General features: G+C 55.8%; 24 protein-coding genes. 10 read left to right on the top strand and 14 right to left on the bottom strand.

Annotation, left to right across the window (positions count from 1 at the left end; translation table 11 throughout):
* Nucleotides 1–93 precede the first annotated feature (93 nt).
* The 4 genes from ACR0JA_RS11595 to ACR0JA_RS11580 all read left to right on the top strand — a co-directional run bounded on the left by ACR0JA_RS11595 (nt 94) and on the right by ACR0JA_RS11580 (nt 4764).
* On the top strand, nt 94–1230 hold the full coding sequence (locus ACR0JA_RS11595; protein WP_480574440.1) for a CobW family GTP-binding protein: 1137 nt from the start codon (nt 94–96) through the stop codon (nt 1228–1230).
* Nucleotides 1223–2437 (top strand): GTP-binding protein, encoded by a 1215-nt coding sequence (locus tag ACR0JA_RS11590; RefSeq protein ID WP_480574437.1) that lies wholly within the window; start codon nt 1223–1225, stop codon nt 2435–2437. Before ACR0JA_RS11595 ends, ACR0JA_RS11590 begins: the two co-directional genes overlap by 8 nt.
* Nucleotides 2434–3066, top strand: a complete 633-nt coding sequence (locus ACR0JA_RS11585; protein ID WP_480574434.1) for a DUF1826 domain-containing protein — start codon at nt 2434–2436, stop codon at nt 3064–3066. The genes ACR0JA_RS11590 and ACR0JA_RS11585 overlap by 4 nt, the downstream gene beginning before the upstream one ends.
* Nucleotides 3067–3153: 87 nt before the next feature.
* Nucleotides 3154–4764: an arylsulfatase gene (locus ACR0JA_RS11580; RefSeq protein ID WP_480574431.1), complete on the top strand. Its 1611-nt coding sequence runs from the start codon at nt 3154–3156 to the stop codon at nt 4762–4764.
* 47 nt (nt 4765–4811) lie between these two features.
* Here the strand turns inward: ACR0JA_RS11580 and ACR0JA_RS11575 are convergent, their stop codons facing one another.
* From ACR0JA_RS11575 to ACR0JA_RS11550, 6 genes are all read right to left on the bottom strand, one after another.
* A complete protein-coding gene (locus ACR0JA_RS11575) occupies nt 4812–5210 on the bottom strand; it encodes a RidA family protein (RefSeq protein ID WP_480574428.1) in 399 nt (132 codons plus the stop codon).
* A 133-nt stretch (nt 5211–5343) separates the two neighbouring features.
* Nucleotides 5344–6399, bottom strand: coding sequence for a D-TA family PLP-dependent enzyme (locus ACR0JA_RS11570; protein WP_480574425.1), 1056 nt, complete (start codon nt 6397–6399; stop codon nt 5344–5346).
* Nucleotides 6396–7862, bottom strand: a complete 1467-nt coding sequence (locus ACR0JA_RS11565) for a M81 family metallopeptidase (protein ID WP_480574422.1) — start codon at nt 7860–7862, stop codon at nt 6396–6398. Before ACR0JA_RS11565 ends, ACR0JA_RS11570 begins: the two co-directional genes overlap by 4 nt.
* Before the next feature lie 89 nt (nt 7863–7951).
* The gene (locus ACR0JA_RS11560; RefSeq protein WP_480574419.1) at nt 7952–8992 is read right to left on the bottom strand and encodes a TRAP transporter substrate-binding protein; all 1041 of its coding nucleotides are present in this window, start codon (nt 8990–8992) and stop codon (nt 7952–7954) included.
* Nucleotides 8993–9027: 35 nt separating this feature from the next.
* On the bottom strand, nt 9028–10311 hold the full coding sequence (locus ACR0JA_RS11555) for a TRAP transporter large permease (RefSeq protein ID WP_480574416.1): 1284 nt from the start codon (nt 10309–10311) through the stop codon (nt 9028–9030).
* A complete protein-coding gene (locus tag ACR0JA_RS11550; protein WP_480574413.1) occupies nt 10308–10826 on the bottom strand; it encodes a TRAP transporter small permease in 519 nt (172 codons plus the stop codon). The genes ACR0JA_RS11555 and ACR0JA_RS11550 overlap by 4 nt, the downstream gene beginning before the upstream one ends.
* A gap of 173 nt (nt 10827–10999) precedes the next feature.
* On the opposite strand from ACR0JA_RS11550, the gene ACR0JA_RS11545 reads away from it, so the two are divergent.
* The gene (locus ACR0JA_RS11545; protein ID WP_480574410.1) at nt 11000–11962 is read left to right on the top strand and encodes a MurR/RpiR family transcriptional regulator; all 963 of its coding nucleotides are present in this window, start codon (nt 11000–11002) and stop codon (nt 11960–11962) included.
* Between the two features lie 317 nt (nt 11963–12279).
* Here ACR0JA_RS11545 and ACR0JA_RS11540 read toward each other — a convergent pair whose 3' ends face one another.
* A complete protein-coding gene (locus ACR0JA_RS11540) occupies nt 12280–14142 on the bottom strand; it encodes an adenylate/guanylate cyclase domain-containing protein (RefSeq protein WP_480574407.1) in 1863 nt (620 codons plus the stop codon).
* 215 nt (nt 14143–14357) lie between these two features.
* The gene (locus ACR0JA_RS11535; protein ID WP_480574404.1) at nt 14358–15041 is read right to left on the bottom strand and encodes an ArsR/SmtB family transcription factor; all 684 of its coding nucleotides are present in this window, start codon (nt 15039–15041) and stop codon (nt 14358–14360) included.
* 74 nt (nt 15042–15115) lie between these two features.
* Here ACR0JA_RS11535 and ACR0JA_RS11530 point away from each other — a divergent pair, with 74 nt between their 5' ends.
* From ACR0JA_RS11530 to ACR0JA_RS11520, 3 genes are all read left to right on the top strand, one after another.
* Nucleotides 15116–15439: an NIPSNAP family protein gene (locus ACR0JA_RS11530; protein WP_480574402.1), complete on the top strand. Its 324-nt coding sequence runs from the start codon at nt 15116–15118 to the stop codon at nt 15437–15439.
* Nucleotides 15436–15783, top strand: a complete 348-nt coding sequence (locus tag ACR0JA_RS11525) for an antibiotic biosynthesis monooxygenase family protein (RefSeq protein ID WP_480574399.1) — start codon at nt 15436–15438, stop codon at nt 15781–15783. The genes ACR0JA_RS11530 and ACR0JA_RS11525 overlap by 4 nt, the downstream gene beginning before the upstream one ends.
* Before the next feature lie 127 nt (nt 15784–15910).
* On the top strand, nt 15911–16270 hold the full coding sequence (locus ACR0JA_RS11520; RefSeq protein ID WP_480574397.1) for an antibiotic biosynthesis monooxygenase family protein: 360 nt from the start codon (nt 15911–15913) through the stop codon (nt 16268–16270).
* Here ACR0JA_RS11520 and ACR0JA_RS11515 read toward each other — a convergent pair.
* Nucleotides 16252–16854: a TetR/AcrR family transcriptional regulator gene (locus ACR0JA_RS11515; RefSeq protein WP_480574394.1), complete on the bottom strand. Its 603-nt coding sequence runs from the start codon at nt 16852–16854 to the stop codon at nt 16252–16254. The genes ACR0JA_RS11520 and ACR0JA_RS11515 overlap by 19 nt on opposite strands.
* A gap of 112 nt (nt 16855–16966) precedes the next feature.
* Between ACR0JA_RS11515 and ACR0JA_RS11510 the strand changes: the two genes are divergently transcribed.
* Both ACR0JA_RS11510 and ACR0JA_RS11505 read left to right on the top strand, forming a co-directional pair.
* Complete coding sequence (locus tag ACR0JA_RS11510) at nt 16967–17668, top strand: PspA/IM30 family protein (protein WP_480574391.1); 702 nt, start codon at nt 16967–16969, stop codon at nt 17666–17668.
* A gap of 48 nt (nt 17669–17716) precedes the next feature.
* Complete coding sequence (locus ACR0JA_RS11505; RefSeq protein WP_480574388.1) at nt 17717–18007, top strand: YiaA/YiaB family inner membrane protein; 291 nt, start codon at nt 17717–17719, stop codon at nt 18005–18007.
* Here the strand turns inward: ACR0JA_RS11505 and ACR0JA_RS11500 are convergent.
* The 5 genes from ACR0JA_RS11500 to ACR0JA_RS11480 are packed head-to-tail and all read right to left on the bottom strand — an operon-like array spanning nt 18004 to nt 23045.
* Nucleotides 18004–18978: a hypothetical protein gene (locus ACR0JA_RS11500; protein WP_480574385.1), complete on the bottom strand. Its 975-nt coding sequence runs from the start codon at nt 18976–18978 to the stop codon at nt 18004–18006. The genes ACR0JA_RS11505 and ACR0JA_RS11500 overlap by 4 nt on opposite strands.
* Entirely contained in the window at nt 18978–20084 is a 1107-nt protein-coding gene (locus tag ACR0JA_RS11495) for a hypothetical protein (RefSeq protein WP_480574383.1), read from the bottom strand. Before ACR0JA_RS11495 ends, ACR0JA_RS11500 begins: the two co-directional genes overlap by 1 nt.
* Nucleotides 20081–21265 carry a hypothetical protein gene (locus tag ACR0JA_RS11490; RefSeq protein WP_480574380.1) on the bottom strand — a complete coding sequence of 395 codons (1185 nt, stop codon included), beginning with the start codon at nt 21263–21265 and terminating at the stop codon, nt 20081–20083. The genes ACR0JA_RS11495 and ACR0JA_RS11490 overlap by 4 nt, the downstream gene beginning before the upstream one ends.
* The gene (locus ACR0JA_RS11485) at nt 21262–22137 is read right to left on the bottom strand and encodes a ThiF family adenylyltransferase (RefSeq protein ID WP_480574378.1); all 876 of its coding nucleotides are present in this window, start codon (nt 22135–22137) and stop codon (nt 21262–21264) included. The genes ACR0JA_RS11490 and ACR0JA_RS11485 overlap by 4 nt, the downstream gene beginning before the upstream one ends.
* Nucleotides 22134–23045 (bottom strand): hypothetical protein, encoded by a 912-nt coding sequence (locus ACR0JA_RS11480; RefSeq protein ID WP_480574375.1) that lies wholly within the window; start codon nt 23043–23045, stop codon nt 22134–22136. The genes ACR0JA_RS11485 and ACR0JA_RS11480 overlap by 4 nt, the downstream gene beginning before the upstream one ends.
* Between the last annotated feature and the right edge of the window lie 547 nt (nt 23046–23592).

Raw genomic sequence — 23592 nt, 5'->3', positions numbered from 1 at the left:
TGCGCTGATCAATTCTGACCCCGCCTGAACCGATCTGGACAGCCCAGTCAATTTACCTTACTTATGTAATGTTATTACATTATAAGACTTGCAATGTTCATGTCTCATGCCTCGAATTCCCGGCTTGACCCGTCGGAGGACCCGCGCATCCCTGTGACGCTGCTCACCGGGTTCCTGGGCGCTGGGAAGACAACGCTGCTCAATCAGGTGCTTTCCGATCCCTCGTCGGGGCCGGTCACCGTCATCGTGAACGAGTTTGGCGAGGCCGGGCTGGACCATGATCTGATCGAGTCAGTGGATGGTGACGTCATGCTGATGTCTTCGGGCTGCCTGTGCTGCTCGATCCGGGGCGACCTGTCGGACACCTTCGTCAAATTGCTTGCACGCCGCGACGAAGGGCTGCTGACGTTTGACCGCGTGGTGATCGAAACCACCGGATTGGCCGATCCCGGGCCGATCCTACAGACGCTGCTGGTGGATCCGTACCTGGCCCGCAACACACGCATGGATGGTATCGTCACGGTTGTTGATGCCGTGAACGGACCTGCCACTTTGGATGCCCAGTTTGAAGCGGTATCGCAGGTCGCGATGGCCGATCTGATCTTGCTGAGCAAGACAGACCTTGTTCCGCGCGCCGCGACGCAGACCATTGCCAACCGGTTGCGCGGGCTGAATCCGACCGCTGACATCATTGGCAAGCTGGGTTCCGATTTTGCCGCAAACCGGATGTGGAACCTGACGGGCATGCGGGATAATGCCGGGCAACAGGATGCCCTATCGTGGACAACGCCCAAACCAGCTGATGACCCTTTCAGCAATCTGTCAGGCGTACTGCCGGGCAAAGCCGCAAACCCCGCAACAACCTCTGAGTTTCGCCGTCACGACACCGACATAACGTCGATTTCGATCGTGCTGGAAGACGCATTGGGTGATGCAGTGTTCGACAAGTGGTTTGACACACTGATTGCCTACAAAGGCCGCGATATTCTGCGCGTAAAAGGTATTCTGTTTCTCGAAGGGATCGATACACCTTTTTCCTTTCACGGCGTGCAGCACATCTTCGACCCGCCCGTTCCGCTGAAGAACTGGACCGGTGAAGACAGGCGCACCCGTATCGTCTTGATCGGCCGCAATCTGGACCGGTCGGAGATACAGCGCAGCCTTGATCTGTTGCGAGAAACACAACCCACCAACACCCAACATTCTACGGAGTTGCAAGGCAATGACTGATACCCGACTTCCCGTTACCGTCCTTTCCGGATTTCTCGGCGCTGGCAAAACCACATTGCTCAACCGTGTCCTGAACAACCGCGAGGGGCGTCGCGTGGCCGTCATCGTCAACGACATGTCCGAAGTCAACATCGACGCGGACCTTGTGCGCGCCGATACCGAACTGTCGCGCACGGACGAAACTCTGGTAGAAATGTCGAACGGGTGTATCTGCTGTACGCTACGTGATGACCTGCTGCAGGAGGTTCGTCGTCTGGCCGAGGATGGCCGATTTGACTATCTGCTGATCGAGTCCACCGGCATTTCCGAACCGTTACCCGTTGCTGCAACCTTCGATTTCCGCGACGATTTGGGGGAAAGCCTGTCAGATGTGTCGCGGCTGGATACCATGGTGACCGTTGTTGATGCGGTGAACTTGCTGCAGGACTATTCCAGCCACGATTTCCTCAAGGACCGGGGCGAAACACTGGGCGAAGAAGACGACCGCACGCTGGTTAACCTGCTGGTGGAACAGATCGAATTTGCGGATGTCGTGATCCTCAACAAAGTCGCAGATGCAGGGCTCGAACGAACCGACGCCGCCCGCAAGATCATCCGCAGCCTGAACGCGGATGCCCGCATCATCGAAACCAATCATTCTGACGTCGCCGCCGAAGCAATCCTCGATACAGGAATGTTTGATTTCGAGAAGGCACATGAGCATCCGATGTGGGCCAAGGAACTCTATGGTTTTGCCGATCACGTACCCGAGACCGACGAATACGGCGTCACCAGTTTTGTTTATCGCGCACGACAGCCATTTGAGCCTGAAAAAATTCTGAAAGTGCTGAACGGAGATCTGCCCGGTGTCATACGCGCAAAGGGACATTTCTGGCTGGCCACGCGACCGAACTGGGTGGCGGAATTTTCGATGGCTGGCGCGCTGTCTTCGGTCAAGCCGCTGGGTACATGGTGGGCCTCGGTTCCCAAGGATCGCTGGCCGGATCATGAAAGCGCACGGGCCTATATGCAGGCCCATTGGGCCGAGCCCTGGGGCGACCGCCGCCAAGAAATCGTCTTCATCGGCTCGGGTATCGACTGGCCGGAACTGAAAGAACGTCTGGATACGTGTCTGGTGCCTGAACACGTTGCAGCGGGCCCGGACGTGTTGCCGCTGGACCTTCCCGACCCGTTCCCAGGCTGGCGGCGCGAGGGGGAAGCGGCATGACCTTGATGCACACCGAGATCGAGAAGGCTGCAATCGGTGTTGAGAGTGCCAAAAAGCCCGGCGAATTAGCGGCAATCCGCAATCCGGGCTGCGCCGCCACGATCTGGCGCAGACAACCGCCAAACGGAGTTCAGGACTGGATCAATGCGTTGCGCCCCGATCAGCTACCAGCAACCCGCACGGTCTTGCGTGCAGGTGCGATCGGAGAAACCGTTCGACATTTGTGCGATGCCGCCGGGATGGAAGACTGCCCCGAGCGGACCTGGCTGGTAGGCGACATTGCCGGATTGTCGATGCGATTTTCCGAGATCATGCGCGCGCCTTACCTGCAGTTGCGCCTTGGCGTCGTCAACACAAATGCCTGCCGCAAGTTCCACATCGATGCGATCATGGCCCGGCTGATCTGCACCTATCGGGGAACGGGCACGCAATACGGAAACGCGACAGATGGCACCGAGCCGCATGATGTGTTCACCGTGGCAACAGGATCTCCGATGGTAATGCGCGGAACGCTCTGGCCCGAGACACCGACCGTCGGGTTTTTGCATCGCTCGCCACCCATCGAAGGGTCGGGAGAGACGCGCCTGGTTCTTGTTCTGGACCCGGTGTTCGACCTTGAAGACGCCTGAACACCAAGTCAGGGTGGCGTCGCTAAATGACAAGAATGCAGCAGATTGTGAGCTACGCTGATCGACAAAAGCGATGGAGTCACATGAATGCGGACAGGGTTGAGACCGAACGTTATTTTGATCCTGGCCGATGATCTGGGCTTTGCAGATTTGGGTGCAACCGGATCAGAAATCCAAACGCCGAACATCGATGCTCTGGCGCGAGGCGGTGTTCTGCTTTCAGCAATGTATAACTGCGCCCGGTGCTGTCCGACGCGGGCATCTTTGTTGACCGGGTTGTACCCGCACAACGCAGGCGTCGGTCACATGGGCGCGCATCTGGGTACTGCCGCCTATCAGGGCTTCTTGCGCAACGATAGCGCCACCATCGCCGAGCACCTTAGGGCAAACGGCTATCGAACCCTGATGTCCGGTAAATGGCATGTTGCGGGGGACTTCATGGCCCGCGAAGTTGACAGTTGGCGCGTTGGTGACGTTGAACATCCAACACCGCGGCAGCGCGGGTTTGATCGCTTTTACGGTATTGTCGACGGCGTCACCCACTTCTTTTCACCGCATTACATGCTCGAAGATGACAGCCGCGTCATGACGTTCCCGGACGACTTCTACTTCACGGATGCCATCACCGACAAAGCCATTGGAATGATCGAGGAATCCCCCGACGATCAGCCCTTTTTCCTGTATCTTGCGCATACGGCGCCGCATTGGCCGCTGCATGCCCACCCCGAGGACATTGCGCGCTATGACGGCGTATACGCATCGGGCTGGGACGCGATCCGTACGGCGCGGCATGAAACAATGAACGCAATGAATTTGTTCCAGACAAACTGGGATATCTCTCCTCGCGATACCGGTGTTCATCCATGGCAGGCAGAGAAGAACACAGATTGGGAAGCGCGCAAGATGGCGACCTACGCTGCCATGGTGGACCGGATGGATCAATCTATCGGCAGGCTCCTATCTGAGCTGAAGCGCATGGGTCATTTCGAAAACACGCTGATCATGTTTCTGTCCGACAATGGCGGATGCGCTGAATTCATGGCCGAGGACGGCTGGGCAAAGTTCTTTCCCGATACCACGAATGATGGCCGTCACATCAAAATGGGAAACCGCCCGGACGTGATGCCGGGCGATGCGCTAACCTATCAGAGCTACGACAAACCCTGGGCAAATGTGTCGAATGCGCCGTTTCGGTTGTTCAAACACTACGTCCACGAGGGTGGCATTTCGACACCGCTCATCGCGCATTGGCCCAATGGATTTGCACCCGGCGCCAATGCTCATGCGGCTTGCCACGTTGTCGATATTCTGCCGACGATCCTGGAGGCAACGGAAAGCCAGTATCAGAGCGAGGTTGGTGGCCACGAAATCCAGCCCATGCAAGGACAGTCATTGATGGATTTGTTTCGCGGCAAGGCCTGGTCGCGTGAGGAACCGATCTTTTTCGAGCATGAGGGCAACGCGGCCATCCGGCTTGGCAAGTTCAAGCTGGTCAGGCAGCACGGGCAAGATTGGGAGCTCTACGACATCGAAGCGGATCGTACCGAGCTGAGAAATTTGAGAGGACGAAACTCTGATCTGGAGGCTGACTTGATCGGCCAACACGACAATTGGGCTGCAAAAACAGGTGTCATGGACTGGGACATAGCTCTGCCTCGATTACTTGAAGCGTGGAAGATTGAATCCGCAGAGGGATAGCTGGCGAAGAACGCCAGCACGTTACTTCCAGTTCCAGCACGCGGGACTTAACCCAGCGGTTTGTATACGACCGCGTCGATCTCGACCTTGGCATCGACCATGATCTGCGACCTGACTGTCGAGCGCGCCGGGCCACCATTGGGAAAATAACTCGCGTAGACCCGATTGAACGTCCAGAAATCGCGTGGGTCGTCCAACCAGACACCGACTTTGGCGATATCCTCAAGGGTGCAATCCGCCAGCGCCAAAGCGGCAATCAGGTTTTCCATCGTTTTTCGCGTTTGCGCCTCGATGCCGCCCGCTTCTATCTCTCCGTTTTCTTTCATTGCCACCTGTCCGGAAATGAATACAAAATCACCGGCTCTTACAGCAGGTGCAAAGGGAAGCGGCTGGCCCCCTGCTCCCGTCCTGTCATCGCCTAAGCGAACGATCTTTTTCTCAGTCATTGACCTGATTTCCTTCTGTTAGATTCTCGTGATGAGCCGGGTTTGCGGGGGGCAATCCAATCCTTTGAAGTTAGCCAGATTGGGCCTGTTTGATATCTGTCGCCCGCTGTTGTTATGAGGGATGTTTGGCCCGCTATTGAACCTTACCCCGTGCAGCGACGGGAATTGGTCCGAGCGAGCGATTCCCGCGAATGGTTTCGATCTGGTCCACCATATTGCTTACCACACACACGTGATTGGGAATGATGCGGATGCGCTCTCCAACCTCCAGATCGATGGTATCAGCGATCAGCACACCATGTTCCTCGGACAAGCCCTGAACCAGAATGTCCGGACGCCCTATCACGTGCCCGTGGCCTTCCAGCCCCAGCAGGTCCGAGGTCAGAACCTTTGACCCGGCGTCAATAACAGCGCGATTTTCCGCCGGAACCGAAATCACTGTAGCAAGCACACTTAGCGCGCAGTCCTCCCAGGTGCAGACGCCCCGTGCCTGCAAGGATCGGTCGTTGTAGATGTAGGTGCCGATCCGATACTCTGTGGCAATCGGAACGTCCTGGGCCTGCCACATACCGGGTGAACCGCCATGGGATACGACGCGCACTGGAAGCCCGGCCTCTTCGATCTCGCTTTTGGCGCGTGCGAGCCAGTCCTGAACCGCCGCCTCTTGGCCCACAGGCGGATATGTCATGAGACCAAGGAAAGTGACACCCGGTTGGCCGTCGATGTGGCAAGCGAGATCTCGTGCCTGCTCGGGCGTTGTTACGCCACACCGCGCCGCGCCGGTATCACATTCGACCAGTACGCCCAGCGGATTCGGCGCGTCGGCAAAACACCTCGATAACCCGTCAACAGTTTCGGTGTTGTCTGCGACGACAGACAGGTTCACCTGTTCCGAGAGAGCGCGCAACCGCGCCAGCTTGGCGTCGCCGAGTATGTTGAAAGTGATCAGCACGTCATCGATGCCGCCCTCGGCAATCATTGCCTCGGCCTCGCTCACTTTCTGGCAGGTTATGCCAATAGCACCGGCCGCCAACTGTCGCTGCGCCAGTATAGGGAGCTTGTGGGTTTTGATGTGCGGCCTGACGGCCAGCCCGTGCTTTGCACAATGCTCTTGAAAACGGTCGATATTCGCTTCGGCAATGTCCAGATCGACCAGGACAGCCGGCGTGTCGATATCAGGAAAGATCATTCCACAACCTCCTCGTGAGGGTTCTTGACGATGGGCCAAATCGGACGTGTCAGGTTCTTGTAAAGAGTTTTGGTCGGGTCGTTCGGATAAGGACCTTCGACGGCCGCATAGACGATCTCGGCAGCGACGTCGGCGAAGGCACCATGGAAATGGTTTGTCGACTTGACGACCAGGATTCTTTTTTCACTGATATCGATGCCAAGATTTGTGAACAGGTCCGGCGAGAAGGCCTGACTTCGATTTGTGTTCAGAACGACCTCGATCCCGCCCAGACGAATGACCGAGCAATCTCCCAACGGTACGACCGACGCCCCAAAACTCTGAACCGCGTTGCGTTGGTTGCGGACAACCGTAACCGTGGCGTCAATAGGGTTTCCAGCAAGAGCCGAAGTTTTGCCCCCAAATCGCAGGTCGAACTCCGCACCCTCTCCGGCTGCGTGGCACAGGCGAACCGCCATTGGATCCCAAATCGTGCCGAATGCCACGGATTTGAGATTTTGTGCGATGGCTTCCTCAAGGATTAGCGTTGAATCCCCTGCGACGCCGCCTCCGGGATTATCCCAGACATCAGCCACGACCACAGGCCCATGCGCGACGTTCTGCGCTTTCCTCAAGGCCTCGACAGGGGACAGATAGTCCGGTTTTGTTTGCCCACGGAAGGAAAACAGTTCGGCCCCAAGCCGTTGGGCAATGCGATCCGCCTTGTCCTTGTCATTGTCGGTCAGCACGACAATCTTGGCGCCAAGATCCGGGGAATCTCCGGCCATAAACCCATGAATGACCGACACCGAAAGGACTTCGCCGTCTGCCTCCATCTGCTTTAAGCGATCGACAAACCCGCGCATCGGTTCATGGCTTGTTGGCAAAACATCCAACATGCGCACGTCAAAAACAGAGGTAACCGGGCGGATTTCCCGGTTGATGGTGCGCAGGGTGAGATCGACACAGGCCTCTCCGGCGTCGACAAAATCTGTGTGCGGGAATTCCTTGAACACGGTGATCACATCGGCATTGGCCACGCGTCTTTGACTAAGGTGACTGTGCGGATCAAAGCTTGCCCCGATAACCGTACCAGGCCCGACAATCGCGCGAATGGCTTCGATCAGTTCCCCTTCGCAATCCACGCAGCCTTCGGCAATCATCGCGCCGTGCAGACCCAGAACAACACCGTCCAAAGGTAGCGCAGCGGATACCTGATCCAGAACCTCGTGCTTCAGGCGTGCCCAAGTTTCGCGGTTTAGCAATCCGCCGGGTTCTGCCCAGGTGGCAGTTCCTTCGATCAGCTCCAACTCATCTGATTGCGCTCTTTTCCTTAGCGCCGGAAACACGGCGCTGCACAGCGTCGGGGTTGCCGGGTGTTCGCCGGGAGGGGCGTAAAAGCTCTGCTCAAAATCGGAAAAATCCGTGCGCAGGGGGGAAAACGTATTTGTTTCGGTCGCAAGGGACGCACAGAAGACCCGCATGTTCCATCCATTTCGGTGTTTGGGTCGGAGGCCAATCAATTGGTCTCCGACAAGGTGTGCTGCCGGTTGGTTCCGGCAGTCAGGGAGGATCAGTCGAGGTAGGACGCGTTGTTGGCGTTCTCAACGGCGGCTTTGAAGCTTGACAGCAACTCGGCCGACTTCGCGTCAAGGTTTTCCTGAACATGCGCTTCAAACGCCGGCTGCGTTGCCGCTGCCATTGCGCTGCGTTGCTCGTCAGTCAGCGCGGTAACTTCAATCTGATCCATCAGACCAGCAAGCCCGCGATCCGACGCCTCGATGATCCGGGACAAACCGCGGCTGGCGGTTACGCAGTTTTCGGCGGCGGTGCGGATCGTGGCCTGTTCGGCCTCGGACAGGCTTTCAAAGAAAGCGCGGTTGATCATGAAGGTGTAGGGCGAGAACAGGTGGTTGGTCAGTGTCAGATACTGCTGGACCTCGGCAAAATTGGCGAAAGATATGATCGGGACCGGGTTCATTTGCCCATCGATCACGCCGGTCTGAAGGCCGGAATACACTTCACCCCATGACAGGGGATAGGCTTCGGCACCCAGCGCCTGCACGATCTTCTGATGCGAAGGCAATGTCATCGTGCGGATGCGGATGCCGTCAAAGTCCTTCAGGTCCGCAATAGGTCGCTGAGAGTTGGTGACCGCAAAGAAACCGCCGGTATCCGGGAAGCCCAGAACCACAACGTCGCCCAGTTCCGCCTCGATATCGGCGGCCAATGCCTCGCCGAACTCGCCATCAAAGACTTCATAGGTCGAGGCGTTACCGTTAAATGCAAACGGCAGGTTAAGCACATCTATGCGCGGGTAGTAGCTGGCGAGGGCACCGGTTGATGTCAGGGTCGCTTGGATAATACCGTCCCGCATCTGCTGGACATGCTCGGCGGCTGAACCCAATTGGTTCGATCCGAACACTTCCACCGTGACGCTGCCGTTGGTCCCGGAGTTCACCAGATTGGAGAACACTGCGGTGCATGCATGCGCCGGGTTTTCAAACGGATCGGTCTTGTTGTCGTGCCCAAACTTGATGACACCACCTTCGGCCAGAGCATTGGTCGCAAGCATCGTCGCGGTAAGTGCCGCACCTGTCAGAATTTTTTTCATGTTACGTCTCCTGTTGGTTGGTTTTCATGGGGAACTTACTGAGCAAAACCCAACATCCTGGGCAGCCAAAGGGCGGCATCCTCCCAGAAGGCGAAGGCAAAGAGGATTGCGATTTCGGCAATCAGAAACGGGAACAATTTGATGGAAATCCGCTCCAGCTTTTCGCCGGTTACGGAAGACAGAACAAACAGGCATGCGCCCACCGGCGGGGTCATCAGCGAGATATTCAGCGCCAGCACAAAGATGATCCCGGCGTGAATGGGTTCCAGCCCGACTTGCTGCGTCAGCGGAACCAGCACCGGAGCGAGGATGATCAGAATGGCGGTGATATCCATCACCATACCGACGATCAGAAGCAATCCGATGATGATCGCGATGACGGCATAGCGGTTATCTGACAAACCAAGAACGGTTTCCGCGATCAATTGCGGAATACGTTCAAAGCTCATCCACCAACCAAGGATTCCGGCGAAGGCAATAATTACAAAGATCACACCCGTGATACGTGCGGTACGGACAAGCATGGCGTAGAAGCCTTTGAACGTCAGCGACCGATAGACAAAAATCCCGATGAACATGGCGTAGGCGACAGCAATGGACGCCGCTTCGGTCGGGGTGACAATGCCTCCCAGAATGCCGCCCAGGATGATCACGGGCATCGCCAGCGCTGTCAGCGAAGAAACGAACGTGTCCCAGACCTCGCGAGGGGTGGCACCGCGCAAAGCTTTGGGCAGGTTCTCACGCTTGCCGCCGATGGCGATGACCGCCATGCAGACGACACAGATCACAAGGCCCGGCAAAACGCCCGCCGCGAACAGACCTGCTATGGAAACTCCCATCAGCGACCCATAGACGACCATGAGCCCTGATGGCGGGATGGTCGGGCCGATGATGGATCCTGCTGCCGTGACTGCGCAGGCATAGTCGCGCTTGTAACCCTCTTTGACCATCGCAGGCACAAGCGTTCGACCAAAGGCCGCAGCATCCGCTGTTGCAGAGCCTGTCAGCCCAGCGAAGAACACCGAGGCCAACATGTTGGTATGGGCCAACCCACCCCGGAACCGTCCAACCAGAACTTGAGCCAGTTTCACAAGGCGACTGGTGATCCCGATGTCATTCATGATCTCACCGGCCAGAATGAAAAACGGCATGGCCAAAAAGGGAAAGATATTGAGGCCGTTGAATATCTTACTGGGACCAATCGCCAGGAACTGCGTTCCGCCCATGTCAATCAGACCAACAACGCCGGCAAGGCCAATGGCAAACCCAATCGGCATCCCGAACAGGATAAGGGCGACAAATACGATTGCGACGATCACAGCGTGTCCTCCGCCTCAGTGGCAAAGGGCGGTTCGTCAATATGCGACCCCAAGTCTCGGAACAGGACGAGGACCAGTTGCACGGATGACAAGGCCGCCGCGACGGGAATGGCTGCGTAAAACGGAGCAAGGCTTATCCCAAAGATCATCGCTTGGCGGGGCGCTCCGCTTTCGGCGAAGCTGATGCCGAAGTAGGCAACATACAGAAACAAAGCCAACGCCAAGACATCCATTACGATCAGCAGAGCGCGGCGCAAACCGACGGGAAGGATCATCACGAAAGCTGTCAGTCCGATGTGGTCCCGGCGTGCGATACCGGATGAAACCGCGAGCAACGCCGCCCAGATCATCAGGTAGCGGGCCAGAACCTCGGGCCATGGGAGCTGCCAGTGAAAGTAATACCGGTCGATGACGCCAAGCCAGACATCCAGCACAAGCGAAAGCATCAATGCGGCGACGATGCCTTCGACGACAGTGTTTATCCTTGAGCTGGCGCTGGCGAACCACTCCGACATTCGCATTCCTCCCCAGGATCCGAATCTGTAACTTGGTTACATATAGAGCGTCGTTCGGCGTTAAATCAACAAAAAATGTAACTCAGTTTCTTTTGATGATCGATTTCGATGGCTGTGGAGCACCTATTCGCGAGTTTCTTGCCTGCCACCACCATATTGTGTAACTAAGTTTCATGCATGACCAAAAGAAAATGACCGCTTTACCGGCCCGATCTCATCCTGAATCAGAAGAGAACGCGCCGCCGCATAAAGGCCGTGTCGGGGCGGTGGATTTAATTCCAGCCCTGCACGACTCGCAGACCAAATTGGCGGTTCAGGAACAAAAAGTGGCCGATTACGTGAAGGACCATCTCACCGAAATCAGCTCTATGACCATCGGGGACCTCGCGCATCGCTGCTCGGTCAGCAAACCGACCGTCGTTCGCTTTTGCCGGAGCCTCGGTTGTGAGGGGTTTCGCGACTTCAAACTTCGTCTGGCACAGAACGTCGCTGTAAGCGCCCAGTATCTATACAGAAGCACAGGGAATGAAAGTTCTGACGCCGATACGGCGATTGATCATGTCCTTGGCGCATTATTCGCAACATTGGATGTTATGCGCGGCCAGATCGATACGAAAAAGCTTGAAGAAGCTCGGGACGCCTGCCTGGACCGACGGCAAATACTGTTCTCGGGAATAGGCGGGGGTTCTTCGCTTGTTGCACAGGAAGCCTCCAATCGCTTTTTCCGCCTCGGAATTCCGTCGTTCTTCGTAAATGACAGCTATGTCCTTCAAATGCGCGCCGCAGCCCTGGGTCCTGAAGACGTTCTCTTCCTTGTTTCGGCAAGCGGGGAAGCCGATGCAATCGTTGGTGCCGCCGAAGTCGCAAATGGCTATGGCGCAACCACGATCAGCATCACAAAACCCAATACAAGGCTGTCAGACCTATCCAAGATTGCCCTTCTTACAGAACTGCCCGAAGACAGCGACATCTACAAACCCACAGCCTCGCGATATGCACACCTCGCCATCGTCGACGCTTTGGCCATGACCGTGGCGCAGGAAATGACTGACGAAACAAAAGAAAACCTGCGACGCATTCGAGCATCGTTGACGGCGTATCACGGAAGAACCGGTCCGCAGCCCTTGGGCGACTAACCCGCGAATGAGACTGCGCGTTTCGATAAGCGCCGCTGATCAACGAAAACTGAATATGCCCGACAATCTAAGGCAAAACTGAGCGGTTTGAGTTGCTCAGCGAATGGGGTGATTTGCCTGTACCGTCGAGGTGCGCGCCTTGCCGCTGCTAACGTTGCTCCCGATATCTGCGACTGTGGGCGTACGACAACATTGACATTCCGACGGCGGCGTCGATCTCGACGCATGCGTCGACTTTGTTAGTGCGCCCAAGATTTACCCACACATCTGTGGTCGAAATAGCGAGCCTGCATTTCAAGTAGGATCTGAATGGTGCCTCACAGCGGCATTCCTGAAGCCTCCATGGCTTCAAGCCACCGGTCCAGAGCACCCGGAGCGCTCCACATACCTGTAAGGACATCACGCTCACGAGACACGGACCATTCGGGGTTTTCGGCGACAAAATCAGCCATCGCTTTGGCCGCTTTTTCCTGTTCACCAAGGCACTGGTATATTGCGGCAAGCACTTTTTTTGCGGCTACCGGCATAGATGGCGTGGACTTGAAGGTCACAAGCGCCTGTTCACATTCGCCAATCTGCCACTGGATCAGCGCCTTGTCCCAATACAAATTGTGTCCGTAGAATGGATCAATGCGCGTGGTAATCTCAATTTCTGCAAGAGCCTCGTCCGTTTTTCCAAGACGGGTCAACGCGAGTGTCAGCGCGCTACGCGCAAATGAAGACGATGGGTTCAGTTCGATGGCACGTCGAAACGCAACAGCGGCGGCCTCAAGATCGCGATTGAACATCAAGGCACGTCCCAACGCGTGGTAGGCTAGGAAATTATTAGGATCGAGCTCTACACCGCTGCGGGCGAGGTCGATCATCCTTTTTCGAAGCGCTTCTTCGTCACCTTCTATCCAGCCATAGCGCAGTCCAATGCGGAGCGACAATGCCTGTCCAACATGACCCCAAGCGGATTCCGGGTAGTCCTTAAGGGACCGCTCCTGTTCTTCGATATTCTTCAACAGGCTTTCACGACTAAAGTTCCGCATGATCCGACTTTGCGCGGCATTGGCAATCAACAAGGCACTGACATCGCCTTCGGTCACTCGCGCTTCGGCCGTGGCGACCACATTGGCACCCACGGCATTTGCGACTTTCCGGCTGATCTCATTGTTTGTTCTGAGAAGTTCTTCGAGAGGCACGTCGATCTCATCGGCCCAGATATGGGTTTCGGTATCCGCATCAATCAACTGCGCCGCCACTCTCAACCGCTTGCCATCGTATTGCTGAGATCCTTCCAGAACAAAATCCGCCCCGAGTTGGTCCCCGATCTCGGATATACCTTCTTCGGAGTTTCGAAACTTGAAACTGGAGCGACGTGAAATAACGGTGAATTCCTTATAGCGCGCCAGAGAAGTGATGATACCGTCGCCTATCGTGTCATTCAGTACGCCTTTGTGCTCATTGGGACTTAGGTCTTCGAACGGCAACACTGCGATCACAGGCGGTTTGACTGGCTCCGACCGAAAGAAAAACACCCCAACCACCAATGCTAGAATGGCAAGCCCCGTAGTTATTGCGAATGGCAAAAACCTACGACGCGGACGCTCAACCGATGGTTCGGCAATGGGTGGTGGAGCTTCCAGCGCCAGTGCCTGCGAGCGGTCGTCTAGTCCGACACGATACACTTCCACCGGGGCGGGGATATTCTTGACCAACTGTGGTCCCATCGGCGTAAAAGTGAGGTCGAGTTTTTCGTGCACCTGATCAAATGCACTGCGTGATATGCAAATCCCACCTGGATCCGCCAGGCCCTCGATCCGGGCCGCGACATTCACTCCGTCACCGTAAATATCATCACCGTCAACGATGACATCGCCTACGTTGATGCCGATGCGGAACAGGATTCGCTCATCTTCAGGGCGCTCTCGCTGAGCCGCTGCAATGGCATGTTGGACATCAACAGCAAAGCTGACAGCATCGATCACGCTGGCAAACTCGAAAAGGCTTCCATCACCCATGAGTTTGACGATCCGACCATGGTGTCTCTCGATCCGTGGATCGATTTCGTCATTCCGGAGTGCCTTCAGCGCTGCCAGAGTGCCGCTCTCATCTAGCCGCATCAAGTTGGAGTAACCCTCGACATCTGCCGAAAGGATCGTTGTCAACCTGCGTTCTTGGTGCTCTTGCTCCATCGCATTGGCCTCCCACGAACAGCCTAGCTCATGGCAGCTAGTTACGTCGAGAAGACTGCGAACAGCACGAAGGATTGGACAATCAGGTGGAAAACCTATGCCTTTCTGGGCCTCAGTATTGCCCTTCGCTGCCTTTCACATCAGCGACGGCTTCGAGCCCGATGCGGGCTTTGCCGCCGTCCGCGCAAAGTCTGCTTTGTAGAAACACTAATCTCTTAGGTCACCGGAAAGAGCTTGTTAAATTCCTCTGCTCCATTCCGCGAGAACGTCACTACGCGTGTTTTCTGATCTCGTTTGGCCCAGGACAGTTCCTCGAAACGACCGAGAAACGCGCGGCCTAAGCTCCCTGCCAGATGGGACCGGCGCTCACTCCAATCCAGGCATTCTCGACAAACTGGAGCACGCGCCTTGCGTAAGCTCCCGATGTCAATTTCGAATTCTGTTGCGAAGGCGGCACCTGTCTCGGTCAGTTCAAGTTCCTCGCCATCCAGAACCAAATGCCCGCGTTCTACGAGGCTATCAAACATCTGAGTACCCATGTCCCCTGCCAGATGGTTGTAGCAAACGCGGGCCAGCCGCAATTCCGCGTCTCTTGGGCCTGTCCGTTTGCGCAAATATCCCGACCCCGCCGCAAGTCCCATCAGACCCTCCAGGACATGCGCTACCTCGTCGCTCGCGAGTGCGAAATATTTGTGCCGACCCTGCTTTCGAGGACGCAAAAGCCCACCATCGTCCAACTTCGAAAGATGCGAGCTGGCAGTTTGGATCGTCACTCCGGCTTCCTCCGCCAGCTCGCTGACAGTCAGGGCTTTGCCACTCATCAGCGCGGTTAGCATGTTGGCGCGGGCGGGGTCGCCGATCAAAGCGGCGATATGAGCGATATCTGGACCTTCTTTCATAGTTCGATGCTAATCGAAGCGTCGACGGAAAGCAAACCGTTAGGATCTGCGAAACAAACTGGAAGGAATCCGTCATGCTGACTTGCGTTATCCGTTACCAAATAGACCCGACCAAGAAGGCCCAGTTCGAAGAGTATTGCCGCAACTGGGGTCAGGCGATCCCGCGCTGTGGCGCTGATCTGATCGGCTACTACGCGCCTCATGAGGGGTCGTCGACGCTAGCTTATGGCATCTACAACGTGGCCAGTCTTGCAGACTATGAAGCTTATCGGACACGCTTGGCCGCCGACCCGCTCGGGCGCGAGAACTACGAATTCGCCCAAACGGAAAAATTCCTGCTCCGCGAAGATCGTACCTGGCTCAAGCTCGCTTCTTCGCCGCACGGAGACGGCGCATGATTGCTGTGATTTTTGAAGTTGAACCAGCAGAGGGTCGCAAAGACGACTATCTCGACATCGCAGCAGAGATGCGTCCGATGCTCGATGACATCGAGGGCTTTATCTCGGTCGAGCGGTTCCAAAGCCTAACGGATCCGCACAAAATCCTGTCCCTGTCGTTCTTTGAAGATGAAGACGCAGTAGCACGCTGGCGCAACCTCACCGCCCATCGAGACGCGCAAGCGAGAGGACGCTCAGCGGTCTTTGATAACTACCGCCTGCGGATCGCCAGCGTGATCCGGGATTATGGCATGTTTGATCGAGAGCAGGCTCCGGCTGACAGCGGGAAGGCACACGCGACATGAGTTGACGCCCATCTTGTCAAAAATGGCAACGAGTTCAGCAGCATCAACGCTTCGACCCACATCGAAACAATAGAGCCGTTTTACTGGTAGGTATCACCCGAAGAACCAAACTAGATGGATAACACGCATGATTGTCATGGTATTTGAGTTCGACGTTGAAGCGCACGAAATGGACGACTACATGCAAACGTCGACGGATTTGCGCGAACATTTGAATGGTATTGAAGGCTTCATTTCAATCGAACGTTTTGAAAGCTCAGCCAAACCCGGCAGATTTGTCGCCATCGGCTACTTCGAGGACGAAGATGCCGTAACCAAATGGCGAAATCTTCCTGCGCATCGTCGCGCGCAAGCGCTTGGCCGGTCCCGCTTTTTTAAGAGCTACCGTTTGGTGATGGCTGACGTTACCCGCGACTACACTCATGACCTAAGACGTGAGTCCGCCCCAGACGACAGCAACGAAGCATATCAAGGCCTGGACTCGTAACGGCGACCCCGCAGATACTGGGATACGAACTTCGACAACTCAACGCGGACCTCATCCGGGTCCAAAGCAACAAAGCGCCCCTCAAGCGAAAGCTTGACGATGCCATGAACGGCAGAAAACACCGTCCGCGCCCGCGAAGCCAATGTGTCGCCATCCAAGTCGGGGAATAGTACCGACAACGGGCCGATAATCTCGGCGATAAGCGCTACATGTTCCTCAAGGTGCCATTGCGGTACGGACACCCCTGGTTGCATCTGGTGATCGAACAGTGCAGCCCACAAGTTTGGGTTCTGTGTACCAAAATCGAGGTAAGCTAACGCGAGTGCCAGTAGCTTTCCCTCTGGCTCTTCTTGCAATGCTGAGGCGGCCTTCAATGACGCATGCAAACGCGCAATCGTGCGCGAGTTCACCGCTAGAACAAGAAGGTCCAGATCTTCGAAAGCGTTATAAAGACTGCCCAGCGCACATCCGGCATCCTTTGTGACATCACGGGCCCGCAACGCGGCCAACCCTTGCGTTTCCATACGCTTTTCCGCCGCGATCAGGATATTTTCTCTTAGAATTTCTCTTTTACTTTTAGTCACTTAGTTCCCTTATCTTTACATTATTGAACGTTGTTCATTTTTAGTATTGAACGGCGTTCAGAATCATTCCATAGTCACACCATGAACAATGTTCATAAATGAGGAGCCAACGATGTTCAAACAGTTTGCCACTTTGATTAGAGGCCGGACCCTTGAGGCGGCGACCGTCGTAACAGACCGCAATGCCCTGCCCATTCTGCGCCAGCAGATCAGGGAGTGTGCCCACGCTGTTCAGATGTCCCGAAATGCCGTCGCCGTCGCGATGACACAGAACGAACAGGAGGCTAAGCAACACGAACGATTGACGCAGCAGATCGCAGACCTCGAAGCCCGTACACTGGATGCGCTGCGGCAAAACCGAGAAGATCTTGCGAGGGATGCGGCAGAGACAATCGCACATCTTGAAGCAGAGCGTGATGTGTCAACTCAAGCGCAAGACCGGTTCGATACCGAGATCACCCGCCTGCGCACAGTCCTGCGCGAAGCTGAAACACGGCTGCGGCAATTGCAGCGCGGTCAGCGGCTTGCAACAGCCACGGACAAAACGCAGCGCCTTCAGCAAGTGGCACCCGACAGCGGATTGTCGACGTTGCGCGAGGCCGAGGATACCTTGCAGCGCTTGCAAGAGCGACAATGCGAAATGGTTGCAACAGCGCGTGCAATGACCGAATTGGAAGCGACTGGTTCAGCTGAGAATATGCGCGACCGGTTGGCTGAAGCCGGATGCGGTAAACCTTTACGATCAAGCGCAGATGAAGTGCTTGATCGACTGAGGAAGAAGGCCAGGAAATCGGACAAATCCAAATCAAACTGAATCCTGAAATCGACTTAACCCCACCGAAAACCTGAAAGGATTGAACCAATGAACACCGAAGAAAACCTGAACCTGCCGCAGTCCAACGCCTGGAATTTGTTCACCATAGTCTCATTCATTGTCGCAGCAGCGATGATGGCCGGTGGCATTTATTTCCTCGAAGCCAGCTTTGCAGCGAAAGGGTTTTATTCGATGTCCGCGCTGATGTTGGTACATACCACTGTTTCGATCACAAAAACCCTGCGCGACCGAGAAGAATCCCAGCGCCTACATAACCGCATCGAAGAAGCAAAAACCGAAAAACTGCTGAAAGAGGTGGGTGAGAATATCGCCGCCTAAACGATAACGTCGCGGACAGACAAGCGCGTTCGGCTGGGTGTGGCACCGTTTGCTGCACCCAGTCTCAACGCGTTGAACAAGACCCTGTCGGACGGTATCGCAAAGCGATCGGAAATGGTCGCGCGAGTGTCGTGATCATCTGCCAGCGCGGCGGCAGGCCATCCCACCAACCCACGCGCAGTGGCTTGCAACCAGGATCGGTAGAATGCACGGCCTGCCTCAACCATCGACCCGTTCGCAGGCCAGTGAAACAGCGCGATCGCCCCCGCACTGCGGCTGCGCGCAGCCTCGCCTGACAGGTGGGGGCCAAGACCCAGCGCTGACAACAGATCATAAATCCAGCCACGCAGAATTGCTGGCGCAAACTTCGCGGTGATTGCATCCATTGCAAGCACCTCTCGGTTCAACCCGTCGGTGTGATAATTAGGATCGTCGTCACGCAAACGCATCCAATGCAGCAACTCCGAACGAAAGGCTTTGGATCGCATGACGCGGACCGAGGCGATGTCGATTTGCTTGGCGAGCGAAGCGATCTGGGCGGTATCCTCGACCAAGGTTAAATGAGGCGCGTTCCAATCTTCAAAGGCACCGTTCGGTGAAGGTGAAAAACCCGCGCGATGTGTCACACGTTTCGTGACTTCTGCAGCCAATTCGGCATCCGCAGCGTCAAATGTGACCTTTGGAGAGATGCGGGCAATCGGGCGCAATCCAGCCTCCGCAGGCGCATTCGACATAGTCACATCAGCGCCAGTCCCGCGCGCAACCAAAGCCAACACCGTGCCTTCCACTGCCGCGCCACATGAAACTTCCAGATCACGATCTTTCGGATCGCCAACAGGGAGACGCCGCGATAGATCAGCATAAACCTCAATACATTCTCCATCCAGTCGCCATCGCGCAGGCTGCGTGTTGTGGGCCGACGGGGCCAACATTGCTTTGGCAACGATTGCTTCGAACTCCGCGCCGTTCACTACCTCAACTCCTTGGAAAACAGGTGCAACCGGTGCAACGGCACGGCCCCGACCTTTTCGGTCTGGCGCAAACTGGCTTCATTTTCGTCGGCAATCCAGGTGCCACCAACCGTTTTGTATCCGGCCGCAATCATGTCTCGTGTCATCTCGCTCAGCATCAATGGATTGACTGAACGGCCCTGAAATTCTGGCATAACACCCTGAAAAATGACCACTGCGCGATCGCGGCGGGCTTTGTAGCGGAGATAGTGATACGGCAAGGACAGACGCATTCTCGATCCAATCCGCCTAAGCAACGGGTTGAGATCAGGAATGGCAATCACCGCACCCGCCGGAGAGCCTCGAAAATGCACAACTTTTGAAATCCGCGGGTCCATGATCCACTTCATATCTTTGGCCTGAAAGTGGAACTCCTCGGCTGAGACCGGAACGAACATAGGATTGTCTTTGAAACTGTGGTTCAGGATCGCGCGGGCATCCTCCAGACGTTCGGCAATAGTCCTGCGGGTAACGGGCGCGAAAGAGAACCCTTGATCCAACAACCGCACACGTTGCGCGTCCGATAAAACCTCAGGGCGTGGATTGGTGTCCAGGCGACGCTCGAATGTAGTCATTGGGAATTGCGCCTGAAACCCGTTCGCCTCAAGCAGCTCCGGCAGATGCGCAGGCCCCCAAATCTGATCGGTAAATGGGGGCTTGTCGAAGCCGCCTGTCATGATCCCCGCTTGCTGCATGGCGGTCAGGTTGAAGTTCCCGACCAGACGGGTCATGCCCTTGGTACGCGCCCAGTTTTCCGCCGCCTGTAGCAATGCCGCCGCCGCCTCGGGATCATTTGCGCAATCAAAGAAGCCAAAGCATCCCCGCGCCTCTTGATGCAAGTCGTTGGAGGCCCGATGAATATGTGCCGTGATCCGACCGATCGGTTTGCCACGGCGTTTCACTGAAAAATAGGTGAAATCCGATGTATCGGAAAACAATGGATTCTCGACCGACAAAAAGCGTTTCAGATCTGCTTTCATCGGCGAAACATATGGGGTCTCCGCCCCGTAGGCGTGAAACGGGGTAGCAAAGAAGCTTGAAAAGTCCCGCTCGAGAAGTTCAATCATGATTGCTCCTCTTTCGCCAGAATCCGCGCCATCCTTTGCACTGCGCGCAAGGCAGCACCGGTGCTGTCCAGCTCCGCAATTTCGGGGGTATTGAGCATGACCAGTCGCAGTGGTGAAGCGGATAAGAAAACCGCGTGCGTCGCGTCAAAACGCGAAAACATCCAATTGACCTGCTCGTCATCTGTTGCCCCTAAAGCTTGAACAGGAGTTTCCGTGAAGCTGACGCGCAGATCATCCAGGTTCATATCAGCTAAATCAGCCTCGCCGAGCAAAATCGCGTCAGAAGACCCGGCAGCCCGGCGCAGCAACGTCAGGCTCGCCTGCGGGCCCTGCCCCTCCGCGTCGGCCATTTCGCGCAACGCGATTAATTGGCGATCCTCGATCCGCAGGGCAATTGCCGCCTGCCAGATCGCCAACAGCATAAGCGAGGCCAGCAGAACGACCATCATCTGCACACCGGACTCTGCATTCACCGTCACGATCCCCGAGAAGGTCAGCGATAGCAGAACGGCCATGACAATAACGATGCCGAAACCACGCAAAGTGTCGCGTGGGCGCAATCCGGAACGGTTCATACCAATTGACAACCAGCACAGACCCAGAACGGCGACGCCGCCTAGCCTGACAGGAATGTCCAGCTTGGTTCCAGGCATGAAATCGGTTGCCAGCAACGGCAGGATCAGCAGGAAAGACAGGCTTATCCAATCGATAGTTCTATTTTCCGCCGGAGACAGACTGTCTTTGTCACGCAGCAACACGAACAAGGCGACTCCACACAACCCGAACAATTGAAACAACAACAGGCCAGCCAGTCGGAAAACCTCGATGCTGCCGTACTGGAAAAGACCCAGAAGCCCAAAACCTAATCCCCCCCAGGCACAGAACAGTTTCAACGCCCGATGCGCATGGCGGCGCAACAGCCCCTCGGACAGAACCAAGGCAGCCAAAGGTATCAATGCCGCGCAGATGCTTGTGACCGCCGAGAACACCCACCCTCTGCCGTCCCAGTGGCCAATCCTGGCCAGCATCAGGACGACCAGTAACCAGAGGCAGAAGCGAAACCGCCTTGCGATTTCCCATCTCTGCACAAGGTCCTGAAGACGCACTAACACAGTCGCTGCGCCCAGCACGGCACAGAGTGAAACCCAAACGTCGGCCAGGAAAGCGGATGAACCCGTCATGACTGAAGCAGCTTTTTCATTTGTCGGCGAACCAGAGGGCGCATCAATGCGGCAAGAAAATCCGGCGCAGGCCGTTCGATCCTGCCTGTGTGCGTATTCAAAAACCAACCCCGGTAATCTGCACCATGCGGTTGGCCCAGAACAGCCCGAAGCGCCTCTCCTCCCATCAGCGTCCCTGCCATAATAACCATTGGTGCAAAGGACATTCGGCTGCGGGTTCCGGCGATTACCTCACCCGCCAACGACAGATCGACATGATGCCGGGACGAAGAGTGGGTCAGTACGTATTCGGCCTCGGCGACGGCCGCCGTTTCACGCATCTCTGGGGTAAGTTCATTCCAGTTGGCATCACATGTGGCGTAGTCCAAACGCTCTTCAGGCATCGGATCGCCGGGCGCTGTGACATAAACCGATGGCAATGGAGACGCATAGGCATCAATAACCGCGCGCGCCTTGGCCCGCGCAGTTCGATACAGCAGCAAGCTGGCGCCAAGATCGTCCGTGCCATTTACCACGACATCCGCGCTTTGAACCAATCGGTCCGCCTGAACAGGCCAATCCGCCCCAAGCACTTCTATCTCGGCTTCAGGGTTGATTTGCAGACACTGATCACGGGTGGCCTGCGCCTTGTCCTGACCGACGGTTTTCAGCGTTGCAAAAAGCTGTCGGTTCAGATTGGAAACTTCAAACGCGTCCAGATCAGCCAGGATCAGCCGCCCGACTCCTGCGCGGATCAGCGTCATGATGGCACTGCCGCCCATTCCTCCGGTACCGCAGACAAACACACATGCGTTTCGCAAACGCGTTTGTTCCTCCTCCGAGACAAAGCCGAGATTGCGGGTGGTGAACTCCCGATAGGTAAAAGCCGTCATTCTTCCTGCTCTCTTGGTCTGAGGATGCCGAATTCGTACCGCGTATCCGCCCATTGCCACACCGGCATCGCCAGTCGCTGTAGAACCGCTGCGCCCACGGCAAGGGCAAGGGCCGCGAAAGAACCGCGTGGAACCTCGCGCCCGACATAGGACAGAGCGGTTGGCATATCCATCTGACCCAACTGCAAGAAATCATCGCCTCGGTCGTAATCGAGTTGGTCCTGACAGAACTCATTCACAACCTGATCCCGATGTTTGGGAGCATCCTCAAAGGTTTTCTTCAGATAATCCGAACCACCGGTATAGGCATTGGTGATCACAAAGTGATCTTCATCAAACCCCGCATTAGGACCAACCCCAAATACCTGGCGGTGATCACGCATAATGCTCCGCGCCAAATGCAGATGCATAAGGCTGCGCCGGTTCTGAGGTCCGGGTGGTGACGTCGGGAAAACCCGCGCGAAACCTTGCCCGACCAACCCCACCACTGCCGGGACTTGCGTCACATTCGAAACCCAGAGCGGACGCATACCGTTTCGAAACAGGATCAACACACAGGTCAGGCCATAAAGAACCCAGCTAAATCCCTGACTGCGAAGTTCTGGATCGACCATCACCAGTCCCAGATGCAATACCTCTTCGGACCGATGCCCCAAATCGACATCCATAAACGCCAGGGCATTGAATGCGACGGGGGTGCCGTCATCCCCGCGCGAAATCAAAGTGATTACCGAATGTTCAAACCGTTCTCGATCTCCGGCAAAGACACCATACATCAAATCCCCTGCGAGCAGCGTTTTCGACGCCACATGCCGAAGATCCGCGACAAGCTTTTCCAACTCATCGCTCGGCATCCAAAGACCAGGACGTTCAACGATGCGCACTTGGTATCCGCCGGGGATACTCAAACGAACATCCATATAACGTTGTGAAGCCGCGTTGAGAATTGCGCTAAACAAATCCTGTTCCTGTTATAATATTCACACCTAAGGGTCCGAACGAACCGTCTGCAAACCAATATTCAGAACAACTCTTCATTCAATCGCACGGCTTTGCCATCAACAGGTTTTATTGTTTTCGACGCAAGTCCTGAATTCCACCAGTACTCGACAAAACCGCAGCGCGACATCTTTCTTTCCATCCCGCAACAACTAGCTAGTGCTCATTGCCCATTCCTCTGACGCCATTTGTTTGAGGAAAACCACCATCCAAGTGACACCGTGTTAATCAGGAAGCCCTGCTGCGTCTGATATCGGCTCGCTCAGACCTTGTGGCCAACCTGCCTGAGTGTTTCTGCGATTTTTTGGTCAGAAAGTTTCGAAAACAATTTCTATCCTGAACTTTCGTGGCGTCCAATGCGTCATGGATATCAAGGCTGGCATTCTTCTTGTGACAGAGAATGAACATGAAGATGGGTTTTTGATCTGTACGCCGACCGGAGCGCTTGTCGCCGGA

Source organism: Ruegeria sp. AM4, from assembly GCF_056540665.1.
The sequence above is the reverse complement of the archived record's forward strand: the minus strand, read 5'-3'. Positions and strand labels throughout refer to the sequence as shown.

Bases quoted from the DNA above. Each gene is read 5' to 3' on its own strand.
- ACR0JA_RS11595 (WP_480574440.1), top strand. From the start codon at position 94: ATGTTCATGTCTCATGCCTCGAATTCCCGGCTTGACCCGTCGGAGGAC.
- ACR0JA_RS11590 (WP_480574437.1), top strand. From the start codon at position 1,223: ATGACTGATACCCGACTTCCCGTTACCGTCCTTTCCGGATTTCTCGGC.
- ACR0JA_RS11585 (WP_480574434.1), top strand. From the start codon at position 2,434: ATGACCTTGATGCACACCGAGATCGAGAAGGCTGCAATCGGTGTTGAG.
- ACR0JA_RS11580 (WP_480574431.1), top strand. From the start codon at position 3,154: ATGCGGACAGGGTTGAGACCGAACGTTATTTTGATCCTGGCCGATGAT.
- ACR0JA_RS11575 (WP_480574428.1), bottom strand. From the start codon at position 5,210: ATGACTGAGAAAAAGATCGTTCGCTTAGGCGATGACAGGACGGGAGCA.
- ACR0JA_RS11570 (WP_480574425.1), bottom strand. From the start codon at position 6,399: ATGATCTTTCCTGATATCGACACGCCGGCTGTCCTGGTCGATCTGGAC.
- ACR0JA_RS11565 (WP_480574422.1), bottom strand. From the start codon at position 7,862: ATGCGGGTCTTCTGTGCGTCCCTTGCGACCGAAACAAATACGTTTTCC.
- ACR0JA_RS11560 (WP_480574419.1), bottom strand. From the start codon at position 8,992: ATGAAAAAAATTCTGACAGGTGCGGCACTTACCGCGACGATGCTTGCG.
- ACR0JA_RS11550 (WP_480574413.1), bottom strand. From the start codon at position 10,826: ATGTCGGAGTGGTTCGCCAGCGCCAGCTCAAGGATAAACACTGTCGTC.
- ACR0JA_RS11545 (WP_480574410.1), top strand. From the start codon at position 11,000: ATGCATGACCAAAAGAAAATGACCGCTTTACCGGCCCGATCTCATCCT.
- ACR0JA_RS11540 (WP_480574407.1), bottom strand. From the start codon at position 14,142: ATGGAGCAAGAGCACCAAGAACGCAGGTTGACAACGATCCTTTCGGCA.
- ACR0JA_RS11535 (WP_480574404.1), bottom strand. From the start codon at position 15,041: ATGAAAGAAGGTCCAGATATCGCTCATATCGCCGCTTTGATCGGCGAC.
- ACR0JA_RS11530 (WP_480574402.1), top strand. From the start codon at position 15,116: ATGCTGACTTGCGTTATCCGTTACCAAATAGACCCGACCAAGAAGGCC.
- ACR0JA_RS11525 (WP_480574399.1), top strand. From the start codon at position 15,436: ATGATTGCTGTGATTTTTGAAGTTGAACCAGCAGAGGGTCGCAAAGAC.
- ACR0JA_RS11520 (WP_480574397.1), top strand. From the start codon at position 15,911: ATGATTGTCATGGTATTTGAGTTCGACGTTGAAGCGCACGAAATGGAC.
- ACR0JA_RS11510 (WP_480574391.1), top strand. From the start codon at position 16,967: ATGTTCAAACAGTTTGCCACTTTGATTAGAGGCCGGACCCTTGAGGCG.
- ACR0JA_RS11505 (WP_480574388.1), top strand. From the start codon at position 17,717: ATGAACACCGAAGAAAACCTGAACCTGCCGCAGTCCAACGCCTGGAAT.
- ACR0JA_RS11495 (WP_480574383.1), bottom strand. From the start codon at position 20,084: ATGATTGAACTTCTCGAGCGGGACTTTTCAAGCTTCTTTGCTACCCCG.
- ACR0JA_RS11490 (WP_480574380.1), bottom strand. From the start codon at position 21,265: ATGACGGGTTCATCCGCTTTCCTGGCCGACGTTTGGGTTTCACTCTGT.
- ACR0JA_RS11485 (WP_480574378.1), bottom strand. From the start codon at position 22,137: ATGACGGCTTTTACCTATCGGGAGTTCACCACCCGCAATCTCGGCTTT.